The following is a 15,029-nucleotide window of genomic DNA, read 5'->3' as shown; positions in this document are numbered from 1 at the left end:
TCTTCTGGAAGCGCAGTGACTGCGAATGAAGGATCCGTGACGATACGCGCCGGTGTGGACATCGGCGGCACTTTCACCGATGTCGCGCTTGAGTGCGGTACGACGCTGTATTCGGCCAAGGTTTTGACCGATTACGCTCAGCCCGAACGGGCGATTGTCGAAGCCATGCGGCGCGCTACGGCGCAGGCCGGTATCGCCATGAACCAGGTTCAGGCGATTGTCCACGGCACGACGCTCGCCACCAATGCGTTGATCGAGCGGCGGGGGGCGTACACGGCATTCATCACTAGCGACGGTTTCCGCGACGTGATCGAGATGCGGACCGAAAGCCGCTTCGACCAGTACGATCTCGGCATTACGCTGCCTAAACCCCTGGTGCCGCGTCAGGATCGACTCACGCTGCGTGGACGTATGAGTGCTAGCGGAGCAGAGCTTGTTCCGCTCGATGAGAAACAACTGGACGGAATCATCGGGCACATTCGCCACGCGGGCTATGAGAGCGTGGCAGTAGGACTGATGCATAGCTACATCAATCCGGCGCACGAACGGCGAGTTCGCGAGCGCCTGCTCGAGGCCATGCCGTCGCTTGCGGTATCGCTTTCGTGCGAGGTGTCACCGCAAATCCGCGAGTACGAGCGCTTCAACACGGTCTGTGCGAACGCGTTTGTGCTGCCCCTGATGTCATCCTATCTGAACCGGCTGGCTGGGTCACTCCGTGAGGCCGGGGTCGACTGCCCCATCTACATGATTCACTCCGGCGGCGGACTCATGTCGCTGCGGAGCGCTGCCGCGTTGCCAGTGCGCCTGCTGGAATCAGGGCCGGCGGGCGGAGCGATCTATGCAAGCCACGTCGCTGCCCGCTTTGGCCTGGGTCGCGTGCTGTCGTTCGATATGGGCGGTACGACCGCGAAGATCTGTCTCATCGAGCAGCAACGTCCAAAGACAGCTCGCACCTTCGAAGTGGCACGGACGTATCGTTTCAAGAAAGGCAGCGGAATGCCGATTTCAATCCCCGTCATCGAAATGGTTGAGATCGGGGCTGGGGGCGGTTCAATCGCTCATGTGGATGAGTTACGCCAGGTGCGTGTCGGTCCGGAAAGTGCCGGGTCAGAGCCAGGGCCCGCCTGTTACGGCCGCGGAGGCGAGCGGCCGACTGTGACCGACGCGGATCTTCTATTGGGCAAGCTCGATCCAGCGCGCTTTGCTGGCGGCAGCATGCGACTGTTTGCCGATGCGGCGCGAGTCGCGGTCGACGACCATATCGTAAGGATGTCACACCATTTAACGGCAGACACCGCTGGTGAGGAGGCAAGCAGCCATACTCCGGAAAGCCGCATTGTAGATGCAGCGTTCGCTGTTGCCGAAGTGGTCGACGAAAATATGGCTAATGCAGCCCGCGTCCATGCAGTCGAAAACGGCTGCGAACTCGATACCTATACGATGATCGCTTATGGCGGCGCCGCTCCTTTGCACGCCGGCCGCATCTGCGAAAAGCTCGGAATCCGGCAGTTTTTAGTGCCACCGGGTGCGGGCGTCGGATCGGCGATCGGATTTCTGCGCGCGCCTTTCGGCTACGAATCGCTGCGCAGCAATGTTATGCGACTCGACAGATTCGACGCGGATGCGGTTAATGCACTGATCGAGGACATGGCGGCAGAAGTCACTGCGTTCGTACGCGAGACGGGCTACGAGGGCCCTGCACATCGAACACTGCGAGCTTATATGCGTTACGCAGGGCAGGGATGGGAGATTCCTGTCGATGTGTCTGTGGAACGCTTCGTTGGTGAGGGCGTTCCGGCGCTGCGCGAGTCCTTCGAGAAGGCCTACCTGACCTTGTTCGGTCACACGGTTGCAGGACTGGATGCAGAGGTCGTCAGTTGGGCACTGCAACTACGTACGGATGTAGCGGAACCGGAGCGCATGAGTATCGCCAAGGGTAACCCCTCGGGCCTCTCGCGTGAGAGTCAACCTGTCGAACGGCGCCTGGTATTCGATGCGCAAAGCGGTCGATTTCATGACTGTGCGATCTACGATCGAGAAAGTCTGCAGGTCGGAGAGCGCCTTGCGGGTCCCGCGATCATCGCCGAGCGGGAAACCTCGACGCTGGTGCCGCCGCGCTTCAGCGTTATCCTGCAGCACGACGGTTGCCTGCTGGTTGACCGAAACGAAGGAGTGGCGTGATGGATCATCACGAGACAGAGCAGACTGCGGCAGCCGCGCCGCAGGAATCCGCTCCGGACTTCAAGGTCCGCGAGCAGATCATGTGGAATCGCCTTATTTCGGTGGTCGAAGAACAGGCGGTGACGCTGATCCGTACAGCGTTCTGTACGAGTGTGCGGGAAGCGGGTGATCTTTCCGCCGGCGTTTTTGACGGGCAGGGGAGGATGATCGCGCAGGCGGTGACGGGAACGCCCGGACACGTAAATTCAATGGCTGAGGCGGTTGGCCATTTCATTGAGCGCTTTGGTCCGGAGCAGCTCTTTCCTGGCGACGTTCTCGTGACAAACGATCCGTGGTTGGGTACGGGACATCTGCACGACATCACGGCAGTTACACCTGTGTTTCGCGAGAGTGCACAACCGCACGACGCGGGAGTGGCGCCTCGGTTGATCGGTTTTTTCGCTTCCACGGCACACGTTGTCGATATCGGGGGACGTGGCTTCGGCCCGGATGCAAGAGAGGTGTACGAAGAGGGGATCTGTCTGCCGCCGATGAAGCTGTATCGGCGCGGAGAACTAAACGAGGATCTCATTGCAATCCTGCGCAGCAACGTGCGCGAGCAGGACCAGGTCATTGGGGACTTCCATTCGCTTGCTGTCTGTAACGACACCGGCCGCCGACGCCTCATGCAGATGATGGACGAGTTCGGTCTCGACACGTTGGAGAACCTGGCGTCATTCATTTTCGAGCACAGCGAGCGTGCGACACGCGAGAAGATCGCAGCGTTGCCGAGAGGCGAACACAGCTACCGGATGACCGTCGACGGGTACGATCATGAGATCGACCTTGCCGTAAAGGTTCATGCGCAGGGCGATACGATGTATGCCGATTTCACCGGTACGTCTGGCCCAAGTGCATACGGCATCAACGTGCCGCTGACGTATACGAAGGCTTACGCCTGCTATGCGTTGAAGTGCGCGATTGCGCCAACCATTCCGAACAACTGGGCGTCGCTGCGTCCTTTCGTCGTGACCGCGCCTGACGGTTGCATTCTCAACGCACCGCGCCCGTGCGCGGTAGCAGTACGCCATGTTCTCGGCCATCTGCTTCCGGACGTGGTGCTGGGCGCGCTGCAACCCCTTTGTGCGGATATTGTGCCTGCCGAGGGTGCGAGCGCGCTCTGGAACCTGCAGATGGCGTTCGAAGGCACGCGTGAAGATACGCTTGCGAACCGTCATCAGATGCTGACATTTAACAGCGGCGGCACCGGCGCACGCCCTCATAGCGACGGACTCAGTGCAACCGCGTTTCCGAGCGGCGTTCAGACGATGTCCGTCGAGGTCACCGAAAGCGTGGGGCCGGTCGTCATCTGGCGCAAGGAATTGCGCCCCGATTCTGGAGGCGCGGGCAAATGGCGCGGGGGTCTGGGGCAATGCATCGAGATCAGCGCGCAGGACGGCTATCGTTTCAGCCTTAATGCCATGTTCGACCGCGTCCTGAATCCGGCGAGGGGGCGCGAAGGGGGAGGGGACGGCGCAGCGGGCATTGTTGCGCTGGACGACGGGACATATTTGCGCTCCAAGGGCAACCAGGCTATTCCGCCTGAGCGGCGTCTGGTGCTTTCGCTGCCTGGTGGCGGTGGATATGGTTCTGCCGAGCAGCGTAATGTGGCTCAGGTCAGGGCGGATGTTGCTGCGGGGTATCTGAGTGAGGATTTGGCCAAGGTTCAGTATCCGGGGGCTTTTGATGAGTGATGCCAATGAACTGTGCCTTAGGCAGTCATGTCACTTAGCGCTGCGCACACGCGCTTGATAACATCCGGCCAGTCTCCGATCGTGCGTTGACGGAACAGACGAACCGATGGGTACCACGGACTGTCATCACGCTCAAGTTGCCATCGCCAGTCGCAATTGACCGGCAATAGCAGCCACGTCGGCTTGCCCATGGCCGCGGCGAGATGAGCCGTCGCCGTGTCGACGCTGATTACGAGGTCGAGGTTCGCGATGATGGCCGCAAGGTCGGAGAAGTCGTTGATCTCGTCACCGAGGTATTGAAATGATGGCGTGCTCGCGAGGTACGCTGCGTCCTGCGCGTGCAGACCCTTTTGAATGACGAATACGTCTGCCTTGGCGAGAAGCGGGGTGAAGGACGCGAGAGATGCGGAACGGTTGCGGTCGTTACCATGCTCCGGATTTCCCGACACCGCGATGCCGAGACAAGTGGTATGCGCTCGAGCAGGTTGTAGTCGACGGCGCCACGTCTCAGTGGCTTGCGGATCCGCACGGAGGTATCCGGAGACGTACGGGATCAACGAGGACTCTATCTTCAATGCGTCAGGAAGGCTAAGCAAGGCGATCGCGAAGTCGCAGGCGGGAGGCGTCTCACCTCTGGCAATGACCTGAATGTTGCGAAAATTTTCAGTGACTAACGCCTTTAGCGGGGGTTGAACCTCAAGCACGATGTCAACGCCGCGCGCTCTCAGTGCAGATGCGTAGCGGCAAAACTGGATGGTGTCCCCGAAGCCTTCGTCGGCCCAGATCAGCAGGCGCTTGGCCGTGATGTTTTCTAAGCCTGACCATACTGGAACGTCGGCATGCCGGCGGACGTTGGGTCGGGCACAGCGCCAGCGCGATTCGAATCCTGCCCATCCCTTCAGGTATTCGCCTCTTTGCAGATGCAGCAGACTTGCGTTGAAACTTGCCTCGGCGTGGTCGGGATCGATTGATAGCGCGTGCTCGTAGCTTGACATTGCTGCTTCGGGTTTTCCCAGTGCCTGCAAGGCCATGCCCCGGATATTCAGGGCTTCGACCTGAGCAGGGTAGAGGGAAAGGGCGTGGTTCGCGGCGGTCAGCGCTTCGTCATACCGCTGCTGATGGAGCAGTACAAAGGCTCGATCGGTCAGCACCTCGCTATTCCTCGGTGCAATCAGCACGGCGCATTCGAGCACTTCCAGCGCCTCTGAATAGCGCTTCAGGGAGCTCAGGGAACGCGCTTGTCCGAGACGCGCCTCGACGTTCTCTGGTTCATCAGATAACGCTTGCTGGAAACTGCTCAGTGCGTCGGTGAAGCGCTGAAGTTGCAGCAGGGCGGAGCCGCGACCGCAGTATCCCTGTGCGGTCATATTTTGTTGGTCCAACGCAGCGTCAAAATCTTGCAGCGCGCCGTGCGCGTCGCCGAGGTATGCGCGTAAGATGCCGCGGTTTTGAAGAGCGAAGTGCAGATCGGGCTGGATCGCGAGGGTCTGGTTAAAACTTGCGATGGCTTCCTCGCGACGGCCGAGCGTCACGAGGGCGTTGCCGCGGTTGTTCCATGCTTCTGCCAGGTCGGGCTTGACTTGCAATGCTGCGTCGAAGCTGCGTAAGGCGTCCTCGACGTCACCGCGCTCCAGGTGCAGGACACCCAATTGATGCAGGGCGAAGGTGTGATCCGGTTGAAGTGCAATGACGCGTTCGAAGCTCGCTATTGCGTCGTTGCGTCTTGCCGGATCATTCCGGGCAAGTCGGGTTAAAACGTTGCCCAGGCCCAGCCAGGCACCGACGTTGCTGGGATCGATCGTTGTGGCTCGTTCAAAGCTTGCACGTGCCTCTTCGTTTTGATCAAGCGATTGCAAGGCGAGCCCGAGATTGACATGGGCTGCGGCGTTTTCCTCGTAGACATCTAGTGCTTGTCGGATCAGGTCTACGGCGAGATCAGGTCTCTGGGACTGGTATGCGGTGACGCCGAGCAAATGAAGTGCGTCGGGGTGCTGGGGTTGTGTGCGCAGCACAGCTTCGTATAAGGCTTGGGCTGCAGTGAGATTGTTTCGCCGATGGGCCTGGACGGCGTCTGCGAGTAATTGGGCGGTTGTTGGCTCGTCGGCCTCGAGCTTTGGGGCAACCGGGGCTGGCCGTTTTTCGTTGGTGGGGTTTTCGGGGCACATCGCGCAATTCTACGAGTCTGGAAACACCTTCGCGATAGTATTCTCGTCGAGAGTCAATTCACGATGGCCCGGTGGCGGGACCGGGCATTTCTATTTGGCTGAAACACGACATTCTCATATTGCTGCTACAGACAAAAGTTCGATAATTTATATTATGTCAAATAATGTGAGTGCTAAGGTTACTTCTGGTGACGGTCCAGGCAGCCCTTCGAACGACCCTGCTTCGACCTGTAGCAAGCTAGCAAGTGTATTGTGGTCGTCACGTCGACGTACAGACCTTCACGTAGCGGCCGTCCCTGTAAACCGAGCATTTCGTGTGAGCACTGGGATCCCGACACAAAGTGTGTTCATACTAGAAACCTTAATTGTAGGAAGGCACGTAATGGCGATCGAGGACAGATTCAAACAATCGGTGATAGCAACGCTAGCGAAGCGGGCAGCGAACCGCTGCTCTAATCCGGCCTGCGGAGCGATTACAAGCGGCCCTACTGATGACCCAAATGATGCTGTGAACGTAGGCGAAGCTGCACACATCTACGGTGCCAATCTTGGTTCGGCGCGTTACGTTGCGGATATGACGTCGGCAGAACGTAGTGCCATCACAAACGCTATCTGGCTTTGCGGAAATTGTCACAAACTAGTCGACGACGATCCAAATCGGCATCCAGCCGGACTTTTGTTCGAATGGCAACGAGCGCACGAACGTTGGACTGCGGAGCAGTTGGGAAAAACCGCCGCGGACATTCGGCAACGGTACGAGAAAAGACATCTCGAAGAATTCGGACGATTGAGCTATTTAGCTGAGCGAATTATTCTCGAAAAAGGAAAGCATTGGGAGTTTCGCCTAACGATCGAAATGTTGCGCTATGAGATGGAACCTATATTGAAACGATGGTCCGCCCTACAGCGAGGGCTTTACATCAAGCCTACGGTACGCATCGAGGATTCTGAGTTTACCTCATGGCTATTGGGCCTCATGCACGAGTGCTTGCAAATTACTGCGGCATTCACTGCATTGATAAATTCGGAGTTCCATTTTGCTTGGGGGGAAGTAGGCGTTGCCGGTTCTGATACTGAAATCGTTACGATATGCCGACTTTTTGCCGAATTATGCGCAAGTACACTTGCATTGGAGGAGCGAGTGCGCTTCTCGCGAGTTAACGAAGCTTTCTCCGAGATACATGGCCTGATGAGAGGCGTGGGCAGCGGTATCTTCGACCAAGCGCGGAAGCTCCCGGAATTTCTCACAAACGTACTTGAGCAGGATCCTAAAGGCGGAACCTACGAGCTAAACCTTGTCCTCACCCTCCCGGACCACTTTGAAGAGAATATCCAGGCGGCGTTGGAACGGGCGGCCGTTGTGCTTCGGAGTCAATCGTGAATGACGCTGTGCCCACCGACGGTGCAAGACTCAAGTCCGATCTTCGGCACTTTGCGGAACAACTGGCCGACCACAGCTCTCGCGTAGCAAAGCCAAAGGCACCGACCGCGAACGGCAATGCGAAACACGTCTTCAACCGATCCTTGTACATTATCGCGCCGCGAAACGTGAGCGTTACCGATGTGATCGACCTGAATTGCCTTCCACCGAAACCGAACCTGCTGCTTCGCGCGCTCGGCCGCATCGAGAAGATTGTCTTCGCTCTTCAACCCCTCTCCCCGATCCCCTCCACCTGCGGAATCATAGCCGCCTGCCCCCGATAAACCCCAACCTCATCCACCAACTGCCAGACAGTAGCGTGTTCAATCCAGAACCGCTCGCCTGATTTAGCAACACGCACGCCCCGATATCCGGTAACAAAACCGTCACGCGCGACCTGATCGAGAAACGCCTGCCGCTCGCTACGCTCCGGCATTTCCGCGGAAAGACGCGAGGGCAGCGCGGTAAGCTCATCCCAGCTATACCCGAAGATCGCCTGAGCGCGTACGTTGCCATAAACAAATACAGGATCGGCCGCAGTACTATGTGCAAGAACACCAAACGGCGCCGCCTCGTAAAGCCAGACGGCACTTTCAGACACGCTCATGCCGTCAGGAACGAGTGACTTCCCGACGAGTCGGCGGTAGCTGTCGGAGAGAAGGCAAAAGAATTCGGTATCGGTACTCAGTGACATCGGGGAAGGCTCCTGAAATTGCATAAGAGAGAGGCGCGCAACAAGAGAAACGCTAGCCCTCGCGAGTTTATTCCAACGAAGTCCACTACTACCGCCCGACAATTCCCACAACTCAAGAGTTAAATGAAACGCGGCAAAAGCAATCAGACGGCAAACTCAAAACCGACCTTTGCTTACGTGCGATGACCACTTCCGAAATACCCCCGCCGGCTCAGTACAATCCATTCCGTGCTACTACCCCCCTCGTAGTAGCGCCTTTGGTACCTCGACGTATGTGTTAAGGCCCGCCCTTCCCTCGGCGGGCCTCTTTTTTGTGCCGGCCAAACGTCGTTGACGTCACCAGGAAATCACCGGTAAGGTCGCGTAAAAAAACTTTGTTGTCCTGCTTGAGTCTGTATTCACCGATATCAACGTGATTCGACTCAACATGCGCGCAACAATCCTTGGGACCTTCCTGATAGCCCTGTTTTGCATTCTCACGGTGGCATTGTGCGAATCGAAGACCATCGAGCATCTGGTTCTCGACGGCTCAAGCGACGATGTGCAACAGCAGGACACGTACATCGAATGTGCGCACTACCCGCTGGGTTTCTGGACCACGTTTCGGGGCGATTTCCACCACGGCCTCGGAAGACTGCAAGCAACGTATGACCGCTATCACTTCAGCTACCTCGATGCGATCGATGCCGCAACCACGCTTCCTATCGAGACCCTGGCACTCGAGCAAGCCCACCCCCCCACCACTCAGGCGAATCGCTCAAAGCTGGGCGCGTCTGACGCAATTTCAACAGCGTCGGACATGACGTGCGACCTGGAATCGACCAGCGACACAGCAGCGCCATGATCCGCATCATGCAGCACCGGACACCAGAGCAACGCTCAATGTCAGCTCCCCACCCGTTCTCCCAAAAAAATGCGTCGTGCAAGCACGACGCAATAAAATCCTGAGTTTCGAGGATCAGGACGTGAGAGACCAGAAGCACTGGAGCCATCTATCTCCAGACACAGCGAGTTATACGGCAAAACGGGGCTGCCGCTGAAGATCGGCGCCGGCTGAAAATTTCGTAAGGTAATCCTGAATGAACGTTTCGTGACGCTCAAAAACAGCTTCCATTCAGCGTTTTCCCTATGAAACCGGACTCCCACGCGCCAAAAAATCACATCCTTACGAAAATTTCAGGCAATCCCTACATCGGCGCACTACAGAGATCGATGGACGTTGCCGTATACCGAAGTAGCAACCATGGTTATGGTCCTTTCACCTTAGCTTCACAAAGTTCAGCTGCGGATATACACGATTCGATACACGCAACAAGGACAACTTTGGACAACAGACAGGCCGCGTATCGGTACCGTTAGGAGAGCCGAGATTCGAGTTTGATAGTCCGCTGTTGCAGATTGGACGCGTTAGCGATGGACCCGCGGGAATGCGCAATCATGAAGCTCACGAAACTCCTGAAATCCGTTAGAGAAATTGCGAGCATCCCGCGAGACAATCCGGATCTGCTGATCGCCCAGTACCGGGCTTTCACGTTCCAGATGCCGCTCATGTATGTGGTCCTGATGATCAATACATGGGGGCTCGCGACGACGCACATGCACGTGGCGCCGCATTGGCTGACCGTCGACATACCCGTCATCATGACTGTGATTTCGGTGGTGCGGCTGATCGGCTGGCTGCGTCGCTCGCGGCAGGAAGCAAGCCATGAGATTGCGTTAGAAGCACTCTCCCGTACCCAACGGCTCGCGCCCTTTATTGCTCTCGCTTTCACGCTGTGGGCGTTCGGGCTCTTCCCTTACGGCGATCCATATGAAAAGGCTCACGTAGCCTTTTATATGGCCATCACCGTGATTGGCGTGATTTTTTGCATGATGCATTTGCGGCCGGCTGCCTTCACGGTTGCATTCATCGTCAACGGCTCCTTTGTTATTTTCTTCGCTCTCTCGGGGACGCTGGTCTTTGTCGCGATCGCCGTCAACACGGCGCTTGTTTCCGCGGCGATGCTCGCCATACTGCTGGTTCACTATCGTGACTTTACCGGCATGGTCAGTGCGCGCGCGGAGAATTTCCGGCTGGCCAATATCGATAGCCTGACGGGACTGGCCAACCGTCGCGCGTTCTTTTCGTACCTCGATTTCGCCTATGCGCGAGCGAAATCCGATGGAACGCCTCTTGCCGTCGGCATTATCGACCTGGATGGTTTCAAGCTCGTCAACGACATCTACGGCCATGCCACCGGCGACAAACTGCTGCAGATCATTGGAACGCGCCTCGTCGAGGCATGTCCGGAAAATTACTATGTCGCGAGACTGGGCGGGGATGAGTTCTCGATCGTGGCGTCGAACTTTGGCGACACAGTCGAACTGGTCGCGAATGGCGAATTGATCTGTTCTGCTATACGAGCTGCGGCATCGCTCGGCGATATCACGCTGCAAATAGGCGGCTCGATCGGTTTCTCGGTCTTTCCCGATATGGCGAGTGACACGACACAGCTGTTCGCCAACGCCGACTATGCGCTATATCACGGAAAGCGCAGCAGTCGTGGCAAGGTGACGCTGTTCTCCACCGACCACGATGCGAAGATCCGCTACGAAGCCAAGATCGAGCAGGCACTGCAGCACGCCAACCTCGAGGATGAACTGACGGTTGTGTTCCAGCCGATCGTCGACGTTTCGAACCGCTCGACGATTGGATTCGAAGCACTGGCCCGATGGGGCAGCCCCACCCTGGGGGCCATCACGCCGGCGCAGTTCATTCCCGTTGCAGAACGCACCGGAATGATAGAGAGGATCACTAAAACACTACTGAAAAAAGCACTAGCTCACGCGCTGCTTTGGCCTTCGACCATCCGTCTTTCGTTTAACCTGTCCGCCCACGATCTGAGTTCGCCGGACACCGTCCTCGACATCATCACGCAGATCGGCAAGAGCGGCTTCGACCCTGCCCGTCTCGATCTGGAAATAACCGAAACGGCGTTCATTCGTGATTTTGCTCAGGTCCGTCGTGCCACGGAGACGTTGCGGGCTCTCGGTTGTGGTATTTCTCTCGACGACTTTGGAACAGGCTTTTCGAGCCTGACGCACCTTCATGCGTTACCGCTCACCAAGATCAAGGTCGATCGCAGTTTCGTGACAGATCTGAACACGAATCCCACGAGCTACAAGATCGTCAAGTCGCTCCTCGCGCTCAGCCGGGACATGAACCTTGATTGCATTATCGAAGGCATCGAGACGAGAGACGAACTGGCCATACTCAAAACGCTGGGCGGTCTGATGGTTCAGGGCTATCTGTATTCCAGACCCATCCAGGCAAGCGAAGTCGTGAATTTCCTCGAACAACCGCTGATGGTCGCCTAGGCAACGTCGCGCAAACCACGCTTCATTCCGGCCGCGACTCCGCGATCAGCCGTTCCAGCAGGCGCTTTAACTGCTTCGAGTTGCGTGGTCCAAGCGCTTCTTCAATCGCCTCGTGATGCGCATCCACACTGCGCTTCAATCGCCCTACCATCTCCAGCCCGCGATCGCTGATATAGACCAGCACCTTGCGACTATCCTGGGCGTCCTGTGCGCGCTGGACGAGTCCGCGGCTTACCAGTCTGTCGACGTTCTTGGTCAGTGCAGGCCCATTCAGCAGTACCTGCTCGGCGAGTTCGCCCATCGAATGACCTTGCTCGTCGGATACGACCTGCAGGATGCGCCAGTGCTCCTCGTTGACATCCTCATCGGCAATCGACTGGGCTATACCCAGCTTCATCTGCCGGTGCGCCGAGGCCAGCAGCCAGGCGAGGTACTGCGAAAGGTCGTGTTCGGGCATGGTAGATGCATGGTGTCGAAGCAATGGCATCGATCTTACGCAAATTAATTTTCCGTGGAAAGTATCGGTGCAAAACTGGCTGAAAATGTGCCAAGCTGGCGCTCGTCCGCCCGTGGTTGGTGCAACGCTTGCGTCCGGCTTGACGTTTTTACCGCTCAGGCGTCGCGGCCAGCCTCGCTTACGTGTTCGACCACTTTGGCATCACACGCCCATCGATGAGTCAGCGTCCCGGTACCCGTAGCAGCAAGCAGGAATTGAATATCGCCTTGTGCGTGCCGCTCGGCGGCGCCGCGGGCATCTGGGGGCCGTCCGCGCTGGCGTCGGCGCGCCTCGCCGTAGCCGAGCTCAACAGCGGGTCGGGCATCACCGGCCGGCCTTGCCGGCTAATCACCCTCAACGCCGGCGACGACGCGCAGGCGATCGAAGACAGTCTGGTCGAACTGGTTGAGGAAGGCGCCGTCGATGCCCTCGTCGGCATGCACACCAGTGCGGTTCGCCATGACCTCCTGCACGCGATCGGCGGCCGCATACCGTTCGTGTACACCCCGCTTTACGAGGGCGGCGAGCGCACGCCCGGTGTATTCGCAATCGGCGAAACGATCTCCAGACAACTGCGTCCTGCCATTCACTGGCTCAACGAGCGCCACCGTCCACGGCGCTGGATGTTCGTCGGCAATGACTATGTGTGGCCGCGCGCGTCGCATCAGGTCGCGCACCGTTTCGTCGCCGAATCCGGCGGCAGCGTCGTCGGCGAGATGTTTCTGCCCTTCGGTGGCGGCGACTACGAATACGTTCTCGACCAGATTCGCGAGCAACGTGCGGACGCCGTCCTGCTCTCCTTGATCGGCCAGGACGCGGTGGACTTCAATCGCGCCTTCGGCCATGCCGGTCTGGCCTCGCACGTTCTGCGGCTATCCTGCGCACTCGGCGAGAACGAGCTGCTCGGCATCGGCGCACGGAACACGGACAACCTGTACGTTGCCTCTGGTTATTTCGCATCACTGGATACCGACGCCAACCAGTCGTTCAAGGAGCGTTATCACAGCCATTTCGGCGTTCGTGCGCCGACGCTGGATACGTTTGGACAGTCCACCTACGAAGGCATCCACTTCCTTGCTGCTTTGCTCAACGATGCGCATCAGCGCAACGCCACTAGCGCCAGTCTGGCGCGTCTCGGCACCGCGCCCCTTTCCTATCGCAGCGCTCGTGGCGCTGTTTACGCTGGCGGCCGGGTCAACCGGGTGCCGATTTATCTGGCCAGGGTCGACGGTCACGCGTTCCGCGTGCTGACCCATCTCTGATTGCGCCGCGCCGTCGTCATTTTATTTTCCAAGGAAAATAAAATGGTTGACGCAGAAAATAGTCGTCCATACCATTGCTCGCAAGTTGGTCAGGCATTCAGGCGCCTGACAACGCCGTCATCCATCGTCGAATGGTCACCGGCAGCACAGTAGCCGCAGGTCTGTCCGGAATTCAACTTACGGAGCAACCATGGCAGTCAAACGTCCTACGCTGAGCCAGCTTGAAGATGTCGCGTTGAGCCTCGGCATCCATCTTTCCGAAACGCAACTGGCCAGTTACAACGGCTTGCTGCAGGCGAACTTCGACGCCTACGATGTCGTCGATGCCCTCCCCGACTATCTGCCACGCGTAACTTACCCGCGAACGCCCGGCTATCGTCCGAGCGGCGAAGAAAACCGCTACGGCGCGTGGTACGTCAAAGTGGAAGTCAAAGGCGCGCCGGGCGGCAAACTGGCTGGCAAGACCGTCGCACTCAAGGACAACGTCTGCCTTGCCGGTGTGCCGATGATGAATGGCGCGTCGACGCTGGAAGGCTATGTGCCCGATGTGGACGCTACCATCGTGACGCGCTTGCTCGACGCTGGCGCGACGATTGTCGGCAAGGCCACATGCGAGTACTTCTGCTTTTCCGGAGGCTCGCATACGAGTTCGCCCGCGCCTGTCCACAATCCGCACCGCAGGGGATATTCCGCCGGCGGTTCGTCGTCGGGCAGCGCGGCGCTGGTGGCCGCGGGGGAAGTCGATCTGGCGATCGGCGGCGATCAGGGCGGCTCGATCCGCATGCCTGCGTCGTACTGCGGCGTCTACGGGATGAAAGCCACGCATGGTCTCGTGCCTTACACCGGCGTCATGCCGATCGAGCTGACGATCGATCACACGGGCCCGATGACCGCGAACGTCACCGACAACGCCCTCATGCTCGAAGTCCTTGCCGGCCCTGACGGCCTCGATCCGCGTCAGTACGCGGGGCAGACGGCCAAGCCCTATAGCGACCTGATGAAAGAAAGCGTCAAGGGTCTGAAGATCGGCGTGGTCAAGGAGGGCTTCGGATGGCCGCAATCGCAGGCGGCGTCCGATGCGAAAGTGCGCGAAGCCGCCGCGCGCTATAGCGATCTGGGTGCGAAGGTCAGCGAAGTATCGATCCCGATGCATCTGCTCGGCCCGGCTATCTGGCTGCCGATCGCGGCCGAAGGCGCGACCCAGCAGATGATGAAAGACAACGGCCACGGCTTTAACTGGAAGGGACTGTATGTGACCGGCATGGTGGACTTCCATGCAGGCTGGCGCGAACGTGCAGACGAACTCTCGGAGACGCTGAAGCTCACCATGGTGCTCGGCGAGTACTTCATCAAGCACTATCGTGGCCACTTTTACGCGAAGGCCCAGAACCTGTCGCGGCAACTGACACTGGCGTACGACACGGCGCTCGCCGATTACGACCTGCTCCTGATGCCGACGCTGCCGCTGACTGCGACTCCATTGCCCGCCGCGGGGGCGCCCCTCGAGGAAGTGGTTCAGCGTGCCTTCGAGATGCTGCCCAACACCTGCCCGTTCGACGTGACGGGCCACCCGGCGATGAGCGTGCCATGCGGCATGGTCGAAGGTCTGCCGGTCGGCATGATGCTGATCGGCAAGCATTGGGACGAAGCAACGATCTATCGCGGCGCTTACGCATTCGAACAGGCCGCGGACTGGAAAACGCTTTGACGCCGCTGGCGGA

Annotated in this window: 11 protein-coding genes; 7 read left to right on the top strand and 4 right to left on the bottom strand. The window is 58.5% G+C overall.

Features of this window, described 5'->3' with window-relative positions; translation table 11 throughout:
* Positions 1–36 precede the first annotated feature (36 nt).
* On the top strand, positions 37–2,181 hold the full coding sequence (locus BUS06_RS32725; RefSeq protein ID WP_254369027.1) for a hydantoinase/oxoprolinase family protein: 2,145 nt from the start codon (positions 37–39) through the stop codon (positions 2,179–2,181).
* On the top strand, positions 2,181–3,914 hold the full coding sequence (locus tag BUS06_RS32720; RefSeq protein ID WP_083611707.1) for a hydantoinase B/oxoprolinase family protein: 1,734 nt from the start codon (positions 2,181–2,183) through the stop codon (positions 3,912–3,914). The genes BUS06_RS32725 and BUS06_RS32720 overlap by 1 nt, the downstream gene beginning before the upstream one ends.
* A 17-nt stretch (positions 3,915–3,931) precedes the next feature.
* On the opposite strand, the gene BUS06_RS32715 is transcribed toward BUS06_RS32720, so the two are convergent.
* Positions 3,932–6,079, bottom strand: coding sequence for a tetratricopeptide repeat protein (locus BUS06_RS32715; protein WP_074268434.1), 2,148 nt, complete (start codon positions 6,077–6,079; stop codon positions 3,932–3,934).
* Positions 6,080–6,461: 382 nt separating this feature from the next.
* Between BUS06_RS32715 and BUS06_RS32710 the strand changes: the two genes are divergently transcribed.
* The gene (locus tag BUS06_RS32710; RefSeq protein WP_074268433.1) at positions 6,462–7,460 is read left to right on the top strand and encodes an HNH endonuclease; all 999 of its coding nucleotides are present in this window, start codon (positions 6,462–6,464) and stop codon (positions 7,458–7,460) included.
* Here BUS06_RS32710 and BUS06_RS32705 read toward each other — a convergent pair.
* Both BUS06_RS32705 and BUS06_RS32700 read right to left on the bottom strand, forming a co-directional pair.
* The gene (locus BUS06_RS32705; protein WP_074268432.1) at positions 7,451–7,729 is read right to left on the bottom strand and encodes a hypothetical protein; all 279 of its coding nucleotides are present in this window, start codon (positions 7,727–7,729) and stop codon (positions 7,451–7,453) included. The two genes, BUS06_RS32710 and BUS06_RS32705, sit on opposite strands and share 10 nt — an antisense overlap.
* Positions 7,726–8,193: an MEKHLA domain-containing protein gene (locus tag BUS06_RS32700; protein ID WP_074268431.1), complete on the bottom strand. Its 468-nt coding sequence runs from the start codon at positions 8,191–8,193 to the stop codon at positions 7,726–7,728. The genes BUS06_RS32705 and BUS06_RS32700 overlap by 4 nt, the downstream gene beginning before the upstream one ends.
* 427 nt (positions 8,194–8,620) lie before the next feature.
* Between BUS06_RS32700 and BUS06_RS32695 the strand changes: the two genes are divergently transcribed.
* The gene (locus tag BUS06_RS32695) at positions 8,621–9,037 is read left to right on the top strand and encodes a hypothetical protein (RefSeq protein ID WP_074268430.1); all 417 of its coding nucleotides are present in this window, start codon (positions 8,621–8,623) and stop codon (positions 9,035–9,037) included.
* Positions 9,038–9,630: 593 nt separating this feature from the next.
* Entirely contained in the window at positions 9,631–11,550 is a 1,920-nt protein-coding gene (locus BUS06_RS32690; RefSeq protein WP_074268429.1) for a putative bifunctional diguanylate cyclase/phosphodiesterase, read from the top strand.
* 22 nt (positions 11,551–11,572) lie between these two features.
* On the opposite strand, the gene BUS06_RS32685 is transcribed toward BUS06_RS32690, so the two are convergent.
* Positions 11,573–12,007: a MarR family winged helix-turn-helix transcriptional regulator gene (locus BUS06_RS32685; RefSeq protein WP_083611706.1), complete on the bottom strand. Its 435-nt coding sequence runs from the start codon at positions 12,005–12,007 to the stop codon at positions 11,573–11,575.
* Positions 12,008–12,222: 215 nt separating this feature from the next.
* Between BUS06_RS32685 and BUS06_RS32680 the strand changes: the two genes are divergently transcribed.
* Positions 12,223–13,308, top strand: coding sequence for a substrate-binding domain-containing protein (locus BUS06_RS32680; protein WP_254369026.1), 1,086 nt, complete (start codon positions 12,223–12,225; stop codon positions 13,306–13,308).
* A 190-nt stretch (positions 13,309–13,498) separates the two neighbouring features.
* Complete coding sequence (locus BUS06_RS32675; protein WP_074268427.1) at positions 13,499–15,016, top strand: amidase; 1,518 nt, start codon at positions 13,499–13,501, stop codon at positions 15,014–15,016.
* Positions 15,017–15,029: the final 13 nt, after the last annotated feature.

Origin of the sequence: Paraburkholderia phenazinium (assembly GCF_900141745.1) — a bacterium.
GTDB classification, from domain to species: Bacteria; Pseudomonadota; Gammaproteobacteria; order Burkholderiales; family Burkholderiaceae; genus Paraburkholderia; species Paraburkholderia phenazinium_B.
Note: the sequence above shows the minus strand (reverse complement) of the source record. Positions and strands in the feature narration are given on the sequence as shown.